Here is an 18,353-nt window from a genome sequence, read left to right as displayed (position 1 = left end):
TGCCATGGCTGTGAACAGCACGAGGTGCAATGCATGAACGGATTTCGACGGTTACTGGCCGCCAGCGTGGCCACCTTCGGTTTGCTGACGTCAGCGCAATCGGTCTCGGCCGCGCAGGCGCCGATCCATTTCGCCGACCTGAACTGGGAAAGTGGCAGCCTGATCACCGATGTCCTGCGGGTCATCGTCGAGAAAGGCTATGGATTGCCGACTGACACGTTGCCGGGAACCACCATCACCCTGGAAACCGCATTGGCCAACAATGATATTCAGGTGATTGGCGAGGAATGGGCCGGGCGCAGTCCGGTGTGGGTCAAGGCCGAGGCCGAGGGCAAAGTGGTCAGCCTGGGCGATACGGTGAAAGGCGCCACCGAGGGCTGGTGGGTGCCTGAATACGTGATCAAGGGCGACCCGGCCAAGGGCATCAAACCCATGGCCCCGGACTTGCGCAGCGTCAGCGACCTGAAGAAGTACAAAGACGTGTTCAAGGATCCGGAAAACCCCAGCAAGGGGCGTTTTCTGAACAGCCCGATCGGCTGGACTTCGGAAGTGGTCAACAAGCAGAAGTTGACGGCTTACGGCCTGCAGGACGATTTCACCAACTTCCGCAGCGGCTCGGGGGCAGCACTGGATGCCGAGATCAGCTCGTCTATCCGTCGCGGCAAGCCCGTACTGTTTTATTACTGGTCGCCAACCCCGCTGCTCGGCAAGTACAAACTGGTGCAACTGGAAGAGCCAGCGTTTGACGCCGAGGCCTGGAAGACCCTGACCGACGCCGACAACCCCAATCCGAAACCGACCCGCTCGCTGGCCTCAAAGCTGTCGATCGGCGTGTCGACGCCGTTCCAGAAGCAATATCCGCAGATCGCTGAATTCTTCAGCAAGGTGGACTTCCCGATCGAACCGCTGAACAAAGCGCTGGCGCAGATGAGCGAGAAGCACACCTCGCCACGGGAGGCGGCAGTGGCGTTCATGAAGGCGCATCCGGATGTCTGGCAGGCGTGGTTACCGAAGGATGTGGCGGATAAGGTTTCGGCTGATCTGAAATAGTCGTCTCGGCGACTGCATTCATCGCCAGCGGGCTGCCCCCAAAAGGGGATCCCATACCCAATGTGGGGGCCACCCTGCTGGCGATGCTTTGGAAATTCGGCTCATGCCCATGCATACCGCCGACCGGTCGTGCAGATGAGAAAAATCCGACTACGATGGTTTGTTCAAATCCCTTTCCAAGGATTTCAACCATGACCTTTGTGTTGGCTCAATGGCTGGTGAGTGTGTTTGCGTTGATCGGCCTGATGCATGTGTATTGGGCGCTGGGTGGGCAATGGGCGGCGGCGGTAGTGGTGCCGCAGGTTCCGGTGGCCGGGTTTGTCGAAACGCTGCGGCCGGCATTCAAGCCGTCTGGCTGGATTACCTTGCTGGTGGCAGGTGCCTTGTTGTTGATTGCCGTGCTGGTGTGCATGCGGGTCGGCTGGGGTATGCCGGCGGTGCAGCACAAGGCGTTGCAATGGGTAATCAGCGCGATTGCCTTGTTGTTGTTTGCCCGCGCGATTGGCGATTCCAATCTGGTGGGGTTTTTCAAGGAAGTGAAGGATTCACGGTTTGCACGGCTGGATACCTGGGTGTATTCGCCGTTGTGTGCGGTGCTGGGAGCGGGGTTGTTGGCGGTGGCCTGGATTTGAGGTGAAGGGGATATTGCTATCGCGAGCAGGCTCACTCCTACGTTTGAAATGCGTTCCCATGTAGGAATGAGCCTGCTCGCGATAGCTTTACTGCAGGCCATAAAAAACTTTCAGCTACCGCTTTCAGTCCGCCGGCTACTGACCTCTGCCGGCACATCATCACCGGCCATGCGCTTGCGAAACAGTGCCGCCCGCGCCAGCAGCAGTGTCGTCACCGGTACGGTAATCGCCAGCAGGATCGGAATCAGCCAGGCATGCACCACCGCCGTGGTTTTCAGCGCCGAAAAACAGATTATCGAGGCCAGCGCCACACACCAGGCGCCCAGTGTTGATGCCAGTGCCGGCGGGTGCATGCGCTGGAAGTAATCCTTCATGCGTAACAGACCCAAGGCGCCAATCAGGGCGAACACGCCGCTGAGCACCAGCAGAATCGCCACCGGAATTTCGACCCAGAGAGACAGTTCAGCGGTCATTCGATCACCTCGCCACGCAGCAGGAACTTCGCCAGTGCAAACGAGCCGACGAAGCCGAACAGCGCAATCAACAACGCCGCTTCGAAGTAAGTGTCACTGGCATAACGAATACCCAGAGTGAGCATCATCAGCATCGCGACGATGTACAGGTAGTCCAGCGCCAGGACGCGGTCCTGCGCCGAGGGGCCTTTGAACAGGCGAATCAGCGTCAGTACCATGGCCAGCGAGAACAGGAACAGCGTCAGCAGAATCGCATTCGACAGCAATGGGCTCATTCGAAAATCTCCATCAACGGTCGCTCGTAGGTGCTTTTGAAGTGCTCGATGAATTGCGTTTCGTCATGCAGATCCCAAACGTGCAGCAACAGAACGCTGCGATCCAGTGCCAGCTCTGACCACACCGTGCCGGGCACCACTGTGCAGATCATCGCCAGCGCCGCGAGCCCGTGAGCATCGCGCAGATCAAGTGGCACTTTGATAAAGCACGAGCGCGGCGCACGACGGCCGGCGTTGAGCACGCCCCAAGCGACAATCAGATTCGACATCACCACATCGCGCCCGACCAGAAAGAACAGGCGCATGATGCTGCCCGGGCGTCGAATGCGCGCGCGTTTGGGACGCAGTTTGCGCATCATCAACGGTGCCGCAAAGCCCAGTGCCGCACCCAATATCAGATTGCCCGGGCTGATCGATAGATTCAGCGTCAGCCACAAAATCCACAACGCTAAAGACAACCACGGTGCCGGAAACAGTCGCTTCATGGCTGCACCTCCAGCATTGCGGCTTTGCCTTCCGGGCTGGGAACGGCGCGTGTGCCAAGCACTGCCATCACGTATTGCTGGGGTTGTGCAGCGCATCGGCGGTGGCCTGGGTGTAGCGCAGCAGCGGCTCAGCCTTGAACGTCAGCACGATGCTCAGCCCCAGCAGCAGGAAGATTGGCGCGCATTCAAGTTTGCGCAGCAGCGGCGAAGGACGCTCTTCGGGCGTCCAGAAACGCTGGATGCCCAAGCGCGAAAACGCCATCAACGAAGCCAGCCCGGTAAGGATCAGCAAGGCCAGCAGCGCCCACGCGGCATTGGCGATCGGCCCGCCGTTGCCCAGCCCCAGCGGGTTAAGCAATGCACCGATCAGGCTGAGTTTGCCGATGAACCCTGACAGCGGCGGCATGCCGATGATCAACAGTGCGCAGGCAATGAAGCTCAGGCCGAGAAACGCCATGGTCCATGGAATCACCTGACCGACCACGGCTTTTTGCTCGTCGTCGAGGTTGATGCCTTTGGGCGGTTGCAGAGATTCCTGCGGTCGCGGCAGCAGTTCGCTCTCGTCTTCCAGCGGGATTTCATTGGCCGAGCGCGAACGCTCGATCAACTCCGCCAGCAGAAACAGCGCACTCAGTGCCAGAGTCGAGCTGACCAGATAGAACAGCGCGCCGCCGATCAGGTTGGGCTGAGCGAAACCTACCGCCGACAGCAGAATTCCCGCCGACACCAGAATGCTCAGGCTGGCCATGCGTTCGAGTCGTTGTGCCGCCAGAATCGCCAGTGCTGCGATGCCCATGGTCGCCATGCCGCCATAGATCAGCCAGTCGCCGCCAAAAAATGCCGATGCCCCCGCTTGCTCGGAGAACAGCAGCGTCCACAGGCGCAACAGGGTGTAAACGCCAACCTTGGTCATGATCGCGAACATCGCCGCCACCGGTGCGCTGGCCGAGGAATACGCTGGCACCAGCCAGAAATTCAGTGGCCACATACCAGCCTTGGCCAGGAATGCGACTGCAAGAATGCCGGCGCCCGCGTGCAGCAAGCCACGGTCGGCTTCTGACACCAGCGGAATCTTCAGCGCCAGATCAGCCATGTTCAGGGTGCCGGTAACGCCGTAGATCAGGGCTGCGCCAATCAGGAACAGCGACGAAGCGAGCAGATTGATCGAGATGTAATGCAACCCCGACGACACCCGCGCCCGACCCGAGCCATGCAGCAGCAAGCCGTAGGACGCCGCCAGCAGGACTTCAAAGAATACGAACAGGTTGAACAGGTCCGCCGTCAGGAAGGCGCCGTACAGTCCCATCAATTGAATCTGGAACAGCGCGTGGAAGCTTGAGCCTGCGCCATCCCAGCGTGCCATGGCGAACAACAGGGCGCTGACGCCGATGATCCCGGTCAGCACCAGCATCAGCGCCGACAGTCGATCAATCACCAGCACGATACCGAACGGCGCCTGCCAGTTGCCCGGCAAGTAAACGCCGATCGAGCCAGGCACACCGGTGGTCTGCGTCCATTGCAACAGCATCACTGAAATGAACAGGCCGAGAAGACTGGAGAACAGGTTTATTTTCGCTTTCAGCGGCCGGTGCCGTTCGCCGAGCATCAGCATGAGCGCGGCGGTGAGCAGCGGCAGCAGAATCGGTGCGGCGATCAGGTGCGTCATCGCCATCATTCCTTAGGCTCCCGGCCGTCAACGTGGTCAGTGCCGGTCAGGCCGCGCGAAGCGAGCAGCACGACGAGGAACAGCGCGGTCATGGCAAAACTAATGACTATCGCCGTGAGTACCAGCGCTTGTGGCAGTGGGTCGGTGTAGTGCAGCAAGTCCTGGGTGACACCGTCCTTGATCACTGGCTCCTTGCCGATGAACAGGCTGCCCATGCTGAAAATGAACAGGTTGACCCCATACGACAGCAGACACAAACCCATCACCACCTGAAACGTCCGCGGCCGCAATATCAGCCAGACCCCGGACGCGGCGAGAACGCCGATGGCGATTGCGATGACTTCTTCCATCAGACGGCTCCTTTGCTGGCGACGGACCTGGGTAGCGACGCGGTCTTGTGGCCCCGTACCGATTGGTGGGCGAGGGCGGTGAGGATCAACAACGTCGAACCGACCACCACGCCATACACCCCAATGTCGAAAAACAGTGCGCTGGCGATGTGAATATCGCCCAGCACCGGCAGCTCGAAGTGCCAGGTGTGCGTGGTCAGGAATGGATAACCGACCAGCATCGCCCCTAGACCTGTGGCAGTGGCGAACAGCAAACCGGTGCCCATCCAGCGCAGCGGTCGCAGGCTCATTTGCGCTTCGACCCACTGCGTACCGGCCACCATGTATTGCAGGATGAACGCCACCGACATCACCAGGCCGGCGACAAAACCGCCGCCCGGCTGGTTGTGCCCCCGCATGAACAGGTAGAACGACACCACCAGCGCAACCGGCAGCAGCAGACGCACAAGTACTGCCGGCACCATCATGAAGCCCAGCGCGGTGTCGCTGGCCGAGCGCGGGTTGACCAGATCGGTGACCACGTCCGGCGCCAGCAAGCGTTGCTGCGCTGGCAGTTGCAGGCTTTCTTTCGGTGGGCGGAAGCGGCGCAGCAGGGCGAACACGGTCAACGCTACGGCGACCAGCACGGTGATTTCGCCGAGGGTATCGAAGCCGCGGAAATCCACCAGCATCACGTTGACCACATTGCTGCCGCCGCCTTCGGGCAGGGCGCGACTGAGATAGAAGGAGGAAATGTCGTTGGGCGTCTGCCGGGTCAGCATCGCGTAGGACAGCAGCGCCATGCCACCGCCGACAGCGATCGACAGCAGCAAGTCGCGCAGGCGACGAATCCGCGCTTTGCGCAGGCTGCTCGGCAATGGCGAGACTTCTTCAATACGGCGTGGCAACCAGCGTAGACCGAGCAGGATCAGCACCGTGGTAACCACTTCGACGGCGAGCTGCGTGAGCGCCAGGTCCGGCGCGGAGAACCAGACGAAGGTTACACAGGTCATCAAGCCGCAGACGCTGACCATGGTCAGTGCCGCGAGGCGGTGATACTTGGCCTGCCAGGCTGCACCAAGGGCGCAGGCGATTGCCAGCAGCCACAGGGTGACGAAGACGATCGAGCCGGGGATCTTCGGCCGGTCGCCCCAGCTCAGGCTGCTGTGCAACATCGGGATGAGGCCAGCAAGCACTGCCGCCAATACCACCAGAAACAACTGCATCTGCAGGCGCTTGGTGCCGAGGCGGCGCTCGACGCGTCGGGCCAGGCGCATCATCACCACCAGACTGCGCTCGAACAGGCGCTTGCCATTGAAACGGCCCACCAGCGGCGGATATTTGAAGCGCCCCAGTCTGAATTGTCTGCGCAGCAGCAAATAAAGGACGATCCCGCCCGACATGGCGATCAGGCTCATGATCATCGGCGCGTTCAGGCCATGCCAGATCGCCAGGCTGTATTCGGGCAACTCGCCGCCGACCACCGGCAGCGCCGCAGCGGCGAGCAGCGGGCCGACGATCTGCGCGGGGAAAATCCCCACCAGGAGGCAGGTGAACACCAGCAATTCGACGGGTGCGCGCATCCAGCGCGGCGGTTCATGCGGGGAGTGCGGCAGGTCGGTGGCGGTCGGGCCGAAGAACACATCGACGGTAAACCGCAGCGAATAGGCGACGCTGAACATGCCGGCGATGGTGGCGACGATCGGCAGACTGGTTTCGACCCACGCCGTGGCATTGATGAACACGGTTTCGGCGAAGAACATTTCTTTCGAGAGGAAACCGTTGAGCAACGGCACGCCCGCCATCGAGGCGCTGGCGACCATGGCCAGTGTTGCGGTGAAGGGGATCAGCTTGAACAGGCCGCTGAGTTTGCGGATATCGCGGGTGCCGCTTTCATGGTCGATGATGCCGGCGGCCATGAACAGCGAGGCCTTGAAGGTGGCGTGGTTGAGAATGTGGAAGACGGCGGCCACGGCTGCCAGCGGACTGTTCAGACCGAGCAGCAGGGTGATCAGGCCAAGATGGCTGATGGTCGAATAGGCCAGCAAGCCTTTCAGGTCGTTCTGGAACATCGCGCAATACGCGCCGAGCAGCAGCGTGCAGGCGCCAGCGCCGCTGACGATGTAGAACCATTCTTCGCTGCCCGACAGTGAGGGCCAAAGGCGCGCCAGCAGGAAAACCCCGGCCTTGACCATGGTCGCCGAGTGCAGATAGGCAGAAACCGGGGTCGGTGCCGCCATCGCATGGGGTAGCCAGAAGTGGAAGGGGAACTGTGCGCTTTTGCTGAGAGCGCCGATGAGAATCAGCGGCAGGAGGATGGGGTAGAGGGCGTGTGCGCGAATCATGTCGCCGGCGGCCAGGACCTTGTCGAGGTCATAGCTGCCGACCACATGGCCGAGGATCATGACCCCCGCCAGCAGGCACAATCCGCCGGCCCCCGTGACCATCAACGCCATGTAGGCGCCGCGCCGGGCGTCGGCACGGTGATGCCAGTAGCCGATCAGCAGGAACGAGAACAGGCTGGTCAGCTCCCAGAAAAACACCATTTGAATCAGGTTGCCGGAAATCACCAGCCCGAGCATGGCGCCCATGAACGCCAGAAAAAATGCGAAGAAACGTGGCACCGGATCGTCCGGCGACATGTAATAACGGGCATATAAAGAAACGAGGGTGCCGATGCCCAGCACCAGCATCGAGAACAACCAGGCGAAGCCGTCCATGCGCAGAATGAAATTCAGCCCGAGGCTGGGCAGCCACATGAATTCTTCGCGGATCACCCCGCCATGGGCAATTTGCGGGTACAGCATTGCGACCTGGACGGTGCCGATCAGAGCGACCAGACCAGCCAGCAGGGATTCGGCGTTGCGCGCATTGTGTGGCAGCACGGCTGCCAGACAGCTGCCTATGAAGGGCAGAAGCAGTAGAACTATCAGGGACATAGGCTTCTAATCTGCGGAGGTTTGTGAAGCATCATACGTGCCAGCTCCCCGATCACCAAACGCCAGGATGTCTCAGAATCCTACAAAGTAGTCCGGATTTTTGTGTTTAGCCTTGTTTCAGTGGCAGGGATGTTGTGGCGGATGGCATTTTCGCGAACAGGCTCGCTCCCACCTTGAAATACATTCCATTGTGGGAGCGAGCCTGCTCGCGAAAGCGCCACGCCAGACGCTCGAGATGTTATCGATCAACCCTGAGTTTCCCGCTCCAACTCAGCTTCGGTCTCAGACCTCGCAGCCTTGGTCTTCAACTCACTGACAATCACCGCCGCAACGATCAACCCGGCACCTACCAGCGCAATCGCCGGCAACCGCTCGCCAGCAATCCGCCCGACAATCCCGGCCCACACCGGCTCACCGGCATAAATCAGCGTTGCCCGCGTCGGCGAAACGCTTTTCTGCGCCCAGTTCATCGCTACTTGAATCGCCGCGCTCGCTGCGCCCAGGCCCAGCGCGGTGATCAGCAGCGTCCAGGAAAAATCCGGAATCAGCTCACCGGTCGGCACCACCAACAGGAACGACAGCACTGATGTGGTTGCCAGTTGCACCACCGTTACCCGTCGCACATCGACCTGGCCGGCGTAGGTGCTGATCAGAATGATCTCGGCAGCAATGGCGATCGCGCTGATCAATGTCGCGATCTCGCCGGGACTGAAATTCAGCGCCGCGCCGGACGGGCCGGACAACAGCATCAACCCGGTAAACGCCAGCATGATGCCGATGCTTGGCATCAAACCTGGTCGCCGTCCCAGCACCAGCCATTGCAACAACGGCACGAACGGTACATACAAAGCCGTGATAAACGCTGACTGACTGCTCGGGATGGTTTGCAGGCCCACCGTCTGCAAGCCGTAACCCAGCATGATCGCCACGCCGATGAACGCGCCGGCCTTGAGTTCGAACAGGCTCAGTTCGCGCAGATGACGCCAGGAGAACAGCGCGACGATTAACGCCGCTGCCGCAAAACGCAGGCCGACAAAGAACATCGGGCCGCTGACGGTCATCGCATGCTGAACCAGCAGGAACGTTCCGCCCCAGATCATCGTAATCAGCACCAGCACGCACTCGGCTTTGCTGAAACGGGAGAGACGCACGGGAGCGGGAGAACTGTTCGATGACATGGTGACCTTGCGCACTATAAAAAGGAGGCTGCACAATGCGGCCAACGTTGCGCAGTATACTGCCCAACCCCACCGAGTGAGCAATATAGTGCACAAAGATTCCACGCAACGCGCTTCCGTCCTGCAACACGTCAGCCAGAATGTCCGGCGTTTGCGGCATGCCGCCGATCTGAGCCAGACGGCGCTGGCGGAAAAATCCGGGGTCAGTCGGCGCATGCTGGTGGCGATCGAGGCGGGCGAGAAGAATGTCAGCCTGACTACGCTGGATCGCGTCGCCGAAGCGCTCGATGTGGCGTTCAGTGATCTCATCCAGGCCCCGGATGCCCGCGATCCCAGCCGCATCAATGAAGTGGCGTGGGCCGGCAGCATTCCTGGTAGCAAAGCAGTGCTGCTGTCGAAAGCCATCGCTACACGCGAAGTCGAGCAGTGGGAATGGTGTCTGCAACCCGGTGAGGTCTATCCGTCGCAGGTCGACGCCGAGGGCTGGAGTGAGCAGATTTTTGTTTTCGAGGGATGTCTGACCCTGATGCTCGGCGATCAGCCGCAGCACATCAATGCCGGGGAGTTCTACATGTTTGCCAGCCATCAGCCGCATTCCTATCGCAATGACGGTGATGTGGCGGCGCGATTCATCCGTAATGTGGTGATTTGAATGAGCGTGAGTGCAGATGTTCTGATCATCGGCGGCGGCCTCAGTGGAACGATGCTCGCGGTGCAATTGCTGCGTCTTCCCGGGCAGCGCAAAATCCTGATCATCGAGCCGCGCGCCGAACTCGGCCGGGGCGAGGCCTACAGCGCAGTGGAGCTGGGCCATACGCTCAATGGCAACGCCGCGCGCATGAGCGTCGACCCGGATAATCCTGACGACCTGACTCAATGGCTCACCGAGCACATCGCTGCCGGCGGCTGGCCGGAGTCTGCCGAGCAGAACGTGCCGGTCAGCGAACTGTTTCCGCCGCGCGGATTGTTCGGTGTCTATGTCCAGCAGCGTCTGGCCGAAGCCCGCGCAATCGGCGCTCAATTCGGCTCGAGCGTCGAACACCTCTGCGCCGAAGTCACTGACCTGATATCCGCTACGGATTCGGTACAACTGAGCTTGAGCGACGGGCAAAACCTGCGCGGGGCCTATGCGGTGCTGGCGACCGGCATGTTCCCCGCCGCGCGAACCCCGCAGAAAACCTCCAGCGGCCTCAACGCCGCCGCGCTGGATCCCTGGGACGTCGCCGCCATGCGCCTGCTCGATCCGCAATCGGCCGTGCTGATCATCGGCTCCGGCCTGACCATGGTCGATGCGGTGGTGTCGCTGGAGCAGGCCGGGCATCGCGGGCCGATCAAAGTGTTTTCCCGGCATGGCTTGCTGCCGCATGTGCGCCGGCAGCCACCAGCGTGGGTGGATTTCCTCGCTGCCGATCACGACCTTCGCACGCCACGGCAGTTGGTGCGTGAACTGCGTCGACAATGCCAGATAGCCAGTGCGCAAGGTATCGACTGGCAGGCCCCGCTGGACACGGTTCGCGTGCACATCGCGCGTTTGTGGAGTCAAGCGACCGACGTACAGCGGCGACAATTCGTACGCCATGTGCGGCCATGGTGGGAAAGTCATCATCACCGCTCGCCGCCGTTGAGCGCGCAGTTGCTTGAGAGACTGCACGGGAAGGAAGGGCGGCTGACGATTGATGCGGCCTCGTTCAAGGGGCTCGAGCCGAGTTCGGAGGGCGGAGTCGGGATTCGCATTCGGCGTCGTGGAGAATCCGAAACGCGCGTGGTAACGGGCGCCGCGCTGATCAACTCCAGCGGTATCGAGTACGACTGGCGCCGTGTGGCGCGACCATTGCCGCAGCAGTTGCTGGCCCGCGGTCTGGCGCAACCCGGGCCGCTGGCGCTGGGGATTGCCGCAGCGGCGGACGGCGCGGTGCTGGATGCCGAAGGGCACGCCTCCAGGCGTTTGTACGCCATGGGACCACCTTTGCGCGGGATGTGGTGGGAGAGTACGGCGGTGACGGATGTGGCGATCCAGGCCAAGGCACTGGCTGCACGGTTGGCAGCTGAGCGGATCAAATAGCAGCGGCTTGACCTCCGCGATCAAGGCGCTGACAGAGTGTCATTTCCCTTGAAAATGTATGGGCAAATAATGCTTCGGTTCAAGCCAGTGAGGCTTGAGTTTATTGTTTTTTCAGCCATTCATAATAATTGTCGTGAATGGACTGTTGAAAATGAATGCTCTTCAAGAAGCGCCGAAGATCGCTGAAGTTGCGCTGGTTGCACTTGCGCTGCGCACGTTCGTAATGTTGCGTTAACAGCGCGTAACTGGCGTCCATGGTTGCCAATGCCTTGTCGAATACACCCGCGTTGCCCCATTCAAGAATGATTGCATCCTTTCTTTTTTTGCTTCTTGACTTCTTTAGCAGACAACGGTCTGCAAGTATCATCAAGAAAGACTTCGGTCCGCCCTCCAGATCGGTGGCGAATCCTTTCCTGTCAAAATGAGGTCTGTGGTTGATGTCACAATAATCATTGACCAGGCGATAATAAACGGCCAGCTCCAAAAGCATTTGCATGAGGGCGCTGTAGCTTCCTTGGGGCAGCGGCTTCAGTTGTTGGCAGGCCTGCAGGATGAAAGTAAAAAACAGCCGGTGTTGGATTGGGCAATAAACCGGTATTCCTCGAAGGTGGGAAGCGAACTGCCTTTGCTTATTTGCGTGTCGATGTGCTGACCAATGTGCAGTTCTTCAAGACTGCGTAGCGAGGCGCGAAGCAAGTTCACATCGTCCAGCTCTGCCAATAATTGCAAGCCTTTGATGTACCCGTACATCCCGGAAATCAGAGCAGTGTCTACACCGAATTTGACCCAGACTGCGGGGGCGCCCCGACGGATTCGGTCTTCGTCCACTATGTCGTCGTGGATCAGCGATGCTGTGTTTTTTCGCTCCACGCATCGACTAATGATATTCGACTGCTGCGAATCGATCTGAAAAACGGCTGCCAGTGCGCGAGTCAGAGCAGTCCTGACCTTCTTCCCGGCATGCTGTTCCTGATAATCGAAAGCGGCCGCCCAACTTCGTTTGGCGAGTGTGTATTGCGGCGACATCGAAGACATTTGACGGGGCTCCTCATCCTGTATTGCTGATTCCTTATATGGAAAGTTACGTCGTAAACAAGATGTCTTGATTTTTCTCAAAAGATAGACAGATTTTTGCCAGGTGCAAACAGGGATTTAGAATGGTTAGTTATAGATTTTGCCTGGTTGCGTTCTATGACAGGTGGTTTAAGTTCATGATGCAAGACTAATTGTTCTTAATGGCGGGCAAGGCGGACTGGTGCTTGGCGCGAATGTAAAAGGTTACTCTTGCAGGTTTTTAGTGAAATGATTTTTCTGGCCTATATATTCAATATGCTTCCAGGCTTGTCGATGGTCGATGTTGCCGGACAGTCGCTTGGGCAATGTTCTTGCGCTGTCGCCCCGTAAATAGAGACTCATATGGATATTCTCATGAACTATTCATTACCACCGCTTATGAATTTGTTGGATGTGAAAATGAGTCCTCATGTGCGGGATGCCGAGCGGCACGCACGCAAATGGCTCAAGAGTCTTGGCCTCGAGGACACCCGTTACGAGGTCTGCCAGCGCGATATGTATATGGCTGGTCTCTACGCGGCCTACATGTGGCCCAATTCGAGTCGTAACGATCTTCGCATCCTTGCGCTTCTGACGGCATGGTTCAGTTGTCAGGATGATTTGGCGGACGAGACGTTAGGCGACGACCCCGAGGCCTTGGAGGAGGTGTTGAGCCAAGTGTATGAGAAGGCTTGTGCGGGTAGCGTTACTTCCGGTAGTGGGCTCGCCGGTGGTTTGGCAGACGTCATTGGCCGTGCTGGGGCTTTCATGCCTGATCAGTGGAGGCGGCGGACGCTTGATCAATATCAAACGTACATTTACCCCTGTATGCGTGCAGCGGTTCATCGACTGGAACGGAGTCAGCCCGGTCGGGATGATTACAAATGCAACTGGCGCAGCGCCGGCGGATTTCAGGTATGTGTTGAATTTACCTACTTTGCAATGAGAGTGAATCTTCCATCGACCGTGTATTACTCCATGATTTGGCAGACAGTACGGCGGCTGACTTTGAACTTGCTCAAGGCAGTGAACGATCTGTTGTCGTTCAAGATCATGAAAAATCCCGATGAGGATATTTACAACCTGATCACCCATTGGCGCCACCAGAATGATTCAAGTCCGGACCAGGCGGCCGCGCAGCTTGGTCGGCAAATAGAAAATTGGGTTCGGCAGTTCTTCAGAACGCGGACTCGATTGCCCGTCGAGTTAGGTAGGCTGGGTTGTGAGGCCGTGGTTATTGAACAGGCAGTCCGGTGCGCAGAAGCCTTTGAATGGCTATGGCGTGGTAATGCCGCCTGGCATATGGCTGTCCCGCGTTATCGCGAGGTGCGCTTCCAGCCAGATTGAGCGGATCTTTGCATAGCGGCTGAGGGGCGTTGACGAGTTCGCTCTGCCCTTGAGAGTTGGCAGAGCGAACAAGCTTTGCATGTGGCTGGTGGAACTACGCCACCACGCGATAGCACGGCACATACGCCGCGCCACCCGGCAGTTTCATCCGATGCTGGGCGACAAAGGCTTTGAGCAGGGCGTCGAGCGGTTGCATGATCGCCGCGTCACCGCGGATCTGGTACGGCCCGTGTTCTTCGATTAAACGAATACCCTTGTCCTTGACGTTACCGGCGACGATCCCCGAGAACGCGCGCCGCAGATTGGCCGCCAGTTCGTGGGCAGGCTGGTCGAGGTGCAACTTCAGGTTGGCCATGTTTTCGTGGGTCGGATCGAACGGGCGCTGGAAGCCTTCGTCGATCTTCAACAGCCAGTTGAAATGGAAAGCGTCGTTGCGTTCGCGGCGGAACTGCTTCACGGCTTTCAAGCCTTGGGTCATCTGTCGCGCCACTTCGGCCGGGTCATCGATGATGATTTCGTAATGCTGACGGGCCGCTTCGCCGAGAGTTGCAGTGACGAACGCATCGAGCTGTTCCAGATACGGCGCGGCATTTTTCGGGCCGGTGAGGATCACCGGGAAGGGCAGGCCTTTGTTGTCCGGGTGCATCAGGATGCCCAGCAGGTAGAGGAACTCTTCGGCCGTACCGGCGCCGCCGGGGAAAATGATGATGCCGTGGCCGACCCGCACGAATGCTTCCAGACGTTTTTCGATATCCGGGAGGATCACCAGTTCGTTGACGATCGGGTTCGGCGCTTCAGCGGCGATGATGCCAGGCTCGGTCAGGCCGAGGTAGCGACCGCCGTGAATGCGCTGTTTAGCGTGGGCGATGGTCGCGCCTTTCATCGGGCCTTTCATCACGCCCGGGCCGCAGCCGGTGCAGATGTCGAGGCTGCGCAGGCCCAGCTCATGGCCGACCTTCTTGGTGTATTTGTATTCTTCGGTGTTGATCGAGTGACCGCCCCAGCACACGACAATCTTCGGTTCGACACCCGGACGCAAGGTGCGCGCGTTGCGCAGCAGGTGGAACACGTAGTCGCTGATGCCTTGGGAATTGCTCAGGTCGATGCGCTGGCTGTCCAGTTCGTTTTCGGTGTAGACGATGTCGCGCAGGGCGCTGAACAGCATTTCACGGGTGCTGGCGATCATTTCGCCGTCGACGAATGCGTCGGCCGGAGCGTTCAACAGCTCCAGGCGCACGCCGCGATCCTGTTGGTGAATGCGGATTTCGAAATCCTTGTAGGCTTCGAGAATGGTCTTGGCGTTATCGACGTGGGCGCCGGTGTTGAGAATGGCCAGGGCGCACTGGCGGAAGAGGGTGTAGGTGCTGCCGGAACCGGCTTCGCTCAGTTGTTGCACTTCACGTTGAGAAAGGGTTTCGAGGCTGCCTTTCGGACTGACCGAGGCATTGATTACGTGTCGTTGGGTCATGCAGTGATCCTTAAAACGATGTCATTCCCTGAACAGGCGAACGGCATCCGAATAATGTGTATCCATGAATGAAGATGGCACGATCTGCGCTATACCGCCATGTCCCCGTTGGACGCTGAAAAGATCAAAAGGAGCCCCAGCATAGCTAAATCCGCACCAGAGGCGATAATGCGCCGGGCGGTTTTTTCCGTTACCCCTCTTGTCGCTCAAGGAAGTCATTTGTGATGTTCGAGATTCAGCCGATGGACGCCGCCACTTTCCGCCAGCAGACCCGGCGCAGCACGATCATCATCGCCGTACTGTTTCTGGTATTGGCAATGCTGTTTTCCAGCGTGGCCGTGGCGCTGTTCGGCGAGCCTGACGGCGACAACCTGCGCTTCAATGTCGGCGGGGTGTTCCTGGCCTTTTTACTGACCGGCGCCTTGCTGCGAGGACGCTTCTGGCATCAGAGCTGGATGGCGCCGGCGGTGTACAGCTGGCGGCTCAAGCGCAGCCTGATGAGTGTCACCAATGTGATGCATCACCTGACCGCCGCCGTCGCGCAAAACGATCCGACCGCGTTTAAAGTGCTGCGGTTCTATCATCTGGGCCTGATGCAGATGCACGAGCTGGACGGCAACTCCAGCGATCAGGGGCAACTGTGGCGGGAAGTCGAAGAGCATAAACAGCGCATGCAGGCGCAGGGGCTCGATACCGAGCAGACGCGCCTGGATCCGGCATGGCTGGACGCGTTGAAGCAGACGCCGCGCTAAGGCGTCAGCGTATTCAGGCGAAAATCAGCGAGCGGTGTGTGCCTGCCCCGGCGCGGGCTCCATCGCCGACCGCCAGTGCGACGGAGCCGGCAGCCAGTGCGGCATCTCCGCAGGCGAAGACCCCAGGGACGCTGGTCTGTTGGGTTGCGTCAGTCTGGATAAAAGGCCCCATCGGCCCTTCTTCGAATACACAGCCCAACTGATCGGCCAGCGGACTTGCCATGCGTGTGCGCGGCATGGCGAACAGACCGGCGACCGCGACGATCTCGCCGTCGCTGAGGACCACGTCGGCACGCGCGCCATCGATGCGCCTGACGCGCCGGGTTTCCAGCCTCACTCCGCGTGCAGCCAATTGCGCCAGTTGCTCGGCATCGGGTTCGAAAACGCCATTGATGAAGAATGTGGTTGGGCCCCAGTCAGGCAGCATCAGGGCGTGATGAATTGACAGGGGCGAAGTCGCCAGTACGCCGATTGCGCCCTGATTCAGTTCATAGCCGTGACAGTAAGGACAGTGAAAAACGCTTTGGCCCCAGCGTGGTTGGAGTCCTTCGATGTCCGGCAATTCGTCGATCACGCCCGACGCGAGGATCAGGCGCCTGGCGCTGAGCTGTTTGCCGGCCAGGGTGCGCACGTCAAAACCCGCGGCAGCTTGCATCGCTTCTTCCGCCGTATCTGCCAGCCATTGCACGGTAGGGTAGGCCATCAATTGCGCTCGCGCCTCGGCAGCAATGTCGCCCGGCGTGCGTCCGTCCTGTCCGAGAAATCCGTGGGAAGTGCCGGCGAAGCGATTGCGTCGCAGGCCTGAATCGAGCACTAGCACGCTGCGCCGGGCGCGGGCCAGTTGCAGGCCGGCGGACAGCCCGGCGTAACTGCCGCCGACAATGATGACGTCGTACACCATGATCCAGATCTCCGCTGTGAGGTTTCAGGGTACAGCGTAAGTTACGTGAAAAAAGACTGTCAATAGTCTCGTAACTTCAGATCTTGCAAGCGATACTCGGAGACATTCTTTATCAGTCTGGAAATGCTCAAGTGAGAAATGACACGCGCCTGTCGCGCATGCTGCATGTGTTGATTCACATGGATCGCCATGAAAAACGCGCCACCTCGGAAACCATCGCCGGGATGCTTGGCACCAATCCGGTGGTGGTGCGGCGCACCATGGGCTTGCTCAAGGAGCAGGGTTTCGTGACGTCGGAGAAGGGCCATCAGGGCGGCTGGGCGCTGGCCAAACCGTTGAAGCAGATTACGTTGCTGGATATTCACCATGCATTGGGCACGCAGTCGATTTTTTCCATCGGTTTATCGACGGATCATCCGCAGTGCCTGGTCGAGCAGGCTGTGAATGCAGCGCTGACCCGCACCTTCGATGAGGCGCAGGCGCTATTGCTGTCGCGGCTGGGCAGTATCACGCTGGCGGATCTGGCGGCGGATTTCGATTCGCGTTTCAAAACCGTGTGCGAGGTCGATCAGGGCTGAGCGGCGGCGCGACGCAACTTCCACGAGCGGATCAAGCGCCCGTACACCAGCACGTTGATCGCCAGCACCACGCTGCCGAGCACCAGTTGAATCTGCGGGGTCAGTCCGGCCGGGTAGATGATCGGCCAGATGTAATGCTCGATGAAGCCACCGGCGTATTCGGTCTGCCCGGCGGCGTGACGCATGAGGTTTTCCCAGTAGGTCAGCGGGCAGGTCAAATGCAGCACCTCGACCGCCACGCCCCAGGCGGCAGCCGGCAAATGCAGCCACAGCAAGCGTGGCCATTTGAGCACCAGCAGACCGCCAAACAGCACGAACAGAATGAAAGACAAATGAAACAGCACCAGCCCGTCGGCTGCGATTCGGTACAGCATGTCGTCTCCCTGACGCGATCGTGAATGTCGCCATGTTACGCCGGCGCGGAGATTAAAGCTCAGGGCAGACGTCACGCATGAAGCCATTGGCTGAAACCTGATCTACGCTTCAAGAAAGACTGTTGACGATGGCAGGAGGTGCGCAGGGTGAGTGAGCAAAAACAGCCTGAAAACGAGAAAGACACGGATCAACCGAGCGAAGAAGAAATAGAACGCGAGAAGCGCAAGGAAAAAACCTGGAAGCATGACGATAGCCAGGAGCTTTCCGAACCTGACCGCAAGTTCTAGACAGTCGATACGAAGAGCCCCGCAAGTGCGGGGCTTTTTCACAGGCTCAAAGATCGTCCAGCTGGGTGAAGTCCGGGTGTGAAGCCCGATAGCCCAGTGTCCTGTCGATCCAGGCATTCAGCTCGTTGACCATCACTGGCGCATGGCCGGGATAGTTTTCGAGGGTACTGCGCAGGGTGCGTTCGATGTCGGGAACGGCACTCAGGTTTCGAGTCTTGATGTAGTGGCCGATAAAACAGTCGAGTTCAAAGCGTTCTGTCGTGGACAGATGAATACACTCCAGGCCACCGACCTGTTTGATTGCAAAATCGTCGCGCAACTTAGTTCTCTGCAAGGCTTGTAGATGTTATTGGGATCCTGGTTTGTTGACTCTTTGGTCAACTGGTATACCAAATGGAAATGCGGCGCGCATGCTAGCTGTAGTGCAGCGAAATGTATGTACGATGGTCGGGTTGTCTGACAAGCGGTTGGTCTATTTGCGTATCGGTTACATTCGCACTGTT

Annotated in this window: 20 protein-coding genes and 1 pseudogene; 8 read left to right on the top strand and 13 right to left on the bottom strand. The window is 59.2% G+C overall.

Annotated elements, in window-relative coordinates:
• Positions 1 to 33 precede the first annotated feature (33 nt).
• A complete protein-coding gene (locus M0746_RS13970; RefSeq protein WP_258449597.1) occupies positions 34 to 1,050 on the top strand; it encodes an ABC transporter substrate-binding protein in 1,017 nt (338 codons plus the stop codon).
• A gap of 191 nt (positions 1,051 to 1,241) precedes the next feature.
• Positions 1,242 to 1,682 (top strand): DUF3995 domain-containing protein, encoded by a 441-nt coding sequence (locus M0746_RS13965; RefSeq protein ID WP_208937812.1) that lies wholly within the window; start codon positions 1,242 to 1,244, stop codon positions 1,680 to 1,682.
• Between the two features lie 110 nt (positions 1,683 to 1,792).
• Here M0746_RS13965 and M0746_RS13960 read toward each other — a convergent pair whose 3' ends face one another.
• The 7 genes and pseudogenes from M0746_RS13960 to M0746_RS13930 form a co-directional block, all read right to left on the bottom strand.
• Positions 1,793 to 2,155, bottom strand: coding sequence for a Na+/H+ antiporter subunit G (locus M0746_RS13960; RefSeq protein ID WP_208937811.1), 363 nt, complete (start codon positions 2,153 to 2,155; stop codon positions 1,793 to 1,795).
• Complete coding sequence (locus M0746_RS13955; protein WP_090284207.1) at positions 2,152 to 2,430, bottom strand: K+/H+ antiporter subunit F; 279 nt, start codon at positions 2,428 to 2,430, stop codon at positions 2,152 to 2,154. Before M0746_RS13955 ends, M0746_RS13960 begins: the two co-directional genes overlap by 4 nt.
• Positions 2,427 to 2,915, bottom strand: coding sequence for a Na+/H+ antiporter subunit E (locus tag M0746_RS13950; protein WP_258449596.1), 489 nt, complete (start codon positions 2,913 to 2,915; stop codon positions 2,427 to 2,429). Before M0746_RS13950 ends, M0746_RS13955 begins: the two co-directional genes overlap by 4 nt.
• Positions 2,912 to 4,590 (bottom strand): annotated as a pseudogene (locus M0746_RS13945) (monovalent cation/H+ antiporter subunit D). The gene M0746_RS13950 and the pseudogene M0746_RS13945 overlap by 4 nt, the downstream one beginning before the upstream one ends.
• The gene (locus tag M0746_RS13940; RefSeq protein WP_007910763.1) at positions 4,587 to 4,931 is read right to left on the bottom strand and encodes a Na+/H+ antiporter subunit C; all 345 of its coding nucleotides are present in this window, start codon (positions 4,929 to 4,931) and stop codon (positions 4,587 to 4,589) included. The pseudogene M0746_RS13945 and the gene M0746_RS13940 overlap by 4 nt, the downstream one beginning before the upstream one ends.
• Complete coding sequence (locus tag M0746_RS13935) at positions 4,931 to 7,849, bottom strand: monovalent cation/H+ antiporter subunit A (RefSeq protein ID WP_258449595.1); 2,919 nt, start codon at positions 7,847 to 7,849, stop codon at positions 4,931 to 4,933. Before M0746_RS13935 ends, M0746_RS13940 begins: the two co-directional genes overlap by 1 nt.
• A gap of 245 nt (positions 7,850 to 8,094) precedes the next feature.
• A complete protein-coding gene (locus M0746_RS13930) occupies positions 8,095 to 9,027 on the bottom strand; it encodes a DMT family transporter (RefSeq protein ID WP_258449594.1) in 933 nt (310 codons plus the stop codon).
• 88 nt (positions 9,028 to 9,115) lie between these two features.
• Between M0746_RS13930 and M0746_RS13925 the strand changes: the two genes are divergently transcribed.
• The gene (locus tag M0746_RS13925) at positions 9,116 to 9,679 is read left to right on the top strand and encodes a helix-turn-helix domain-containing protein (RefSeq protein ID WP_208937807.1); all 564 of its coding nucleotides are present in this window, start codon (positions 9,116 to 9,118) and stop codon (positions 9,677 to 9,679) included.
• Positions 9,680 to 11,089 carry an FAD/NAD(P)-binding protein gene (locus M0746_RS13920; RefSeq protein ID WP_258449593.1) on the top strand — a complete coding sequence of 470 codons (1,410 nt, stop codon included), beginning with the start codon at positions 9,680 to 9,682 and terminating at the stop codon, positions 11,087 to 11,089. It abuts the gene before it with no gap.
• A gap of 100 nt (positions 11,090 to 11,189) precedes the next feature.
• On the opposite strand, the gene M0746_RS29215 is transcribed toward M0746_RS13920, so the two are convergent.
• Together M0746_RS29215 and M0746_RS29210 are read right to left on the bottom strand one after the other, a co-directional pair.
• On the bottom strand, positions 11,190 to 11,585 hold the full coding sequence (locus tag M0746_RS29215) for a hypothetical protein (protein ID WP_342454988.1): 396 nt from the start codon (positions 11,583 to 11,585) through the stop codon (positions 11,190 to 11,192).
• Between the two features lie 32 nt (positions 11,586 to 11,617).
• Positions 11,618 to 12,124, bottom strand: coding sequence for a polyprenyl synthetase family protein (locus M0746_RS29210; protein ID WP_342454987.1), 507 nt, complete (start codon positions 12,122 to 12,124; stop codon positions 11,618 to 11,620).
• Positions 12,125 to 12,505: 381 nt separating this feature from the next.
• On the opposite strand from M0746_RS29210, the gene M0746_RS13910 reads away from it, so the two are divergent.
• Positions 12,506 to 13,489, top strand: a complete 984-nt coding sequence (locus M0746_RS13910; RefSeq protein WP_258449592.1) for a terpene synthase family protein — start codon at positions 12,506 to 12,508, stop codon at positions 13,487 to 13,489.
• 94 nt (positions 13,490 to 13,583) lie between these two features.
• Here the strand turns inward: M0746_RS13910 and ppnN are convergent, their stop codons facing one another.
• Positions 13,584 to 14,957 (bottom strand): nucleotide 5'-monophosphate nucleosidase PpnN, encoded by a 1,374-nt coding sequence (gene ppnN, locus M0746_RS13905; protein WP_090284194.1) that lies wholly within the window; start codon positions 14,955 to 14,957, stop codon positions 13,584 to 13,586.
• A gap of 224 nt (positions 14,958 to 15,181) precedes the next feature.
• On the opposite strand from ppnN, the gene M0746_RS13900 reads away from it, so the two are divergent.
• Entirely contained in the window at positions 15,182 to 15,709 is a 528-nt protein-coding gene (locus tag M0746_RS13900) for a DUF3087 domain-containing protein (protein WP_208937805.1), read from the top strand.
• Between the two features lie 13 nt (positions 15,710 to 15,722).
• Here M0746_RS13900 and M0746_RS13895 read toward each other — a convergent pair whose 3' ends face one another.
• Entirely contained in the window at positions 15,723 to 16,610 is an 888-nt protein-coding gene (locus tag M0746_RS13895) for an NAD(P)/FAD-dependent oxidoreductase (protein ID WP_258449591.1), read from the bottom strand.
• Positions 16,611 to 16,741: 131 nt separating this feature from the next.
• Between M0746_RS13895 and M0746_RS13890 the strand changes: the two genes are divergently transcribed.
• Positions 16,742 to 17,188, top strand: a complete 447-nt coding sequence (locus M0746_RS13890; protein ID WP_258449590.1) for an Rrf2 family transcriptional regulator — start codon at positions 16,742 to 16,744, stop codon at positions 17,186 to 17,188.
• Here the strand turns inward: M0746_RS13890 and M0746_RS13885 are convergent.
• Complete coding sequence (locus M0746_RS13885; protein ID WP_258449589.1) at positions 17,179 to 17,562, bottom strand: DUF2784 domain-containing protein; 384 nt, start codon at positions 17,560 to 17,562, stop codon at positions 17,179 to 17,181. The genes M0746_RS13890 and M0746_RS13885 overlap by 10 nt on opposite strands.
• Before the next feature lie 147 nt (positions 17,563 to 17,709).
• Here M0746_RS13885 and M0746_RS13880 point away from each other — a divergent pair, with 147 nt between their 5' ends.
• Entirely contained in the window at positions 17,710 to 17,850 is a 141-nt protein-coding gene (locus tag M0746_RS13880) for a hypothetical protein (protein WP_258449588.1), read from the top strand.
• A gap of 46 nt (positions 17,851 to 17,896) precedes the next feature.
• Here M0746_RS13880 and M0746_RS13875 read toward each other — a convergent pair whose 3' ends face one another.
• Positions 17,897 to 18,169 (bottom strand): hypothetical protein, encoded by a 273-nt coding sequence (locus M0746_RS13875; protein WP_090284184.1) that lies wholly within the window; start codon positions 18,167 to 18,169, stop codon positions 17,897 to 17,899.
• Between the last annotated feature and the right edge of the window lie 184 nt (positions 18,170 to 18,353).

This window comes from Pseudomonas sp. S11P7, from assembly GCF_023195435.1.
Classification (GTDB): Bacteria; Pseudomonadota; Gammaproteobacteria; order Pseudomonadales; family Pseudomonadaceae; genus Aquipseudomonas; species Aquipseudomonas fluorescens_G.
This window is presented reverse-complemented; position numbering and strand designations above follow the sequence as displayed.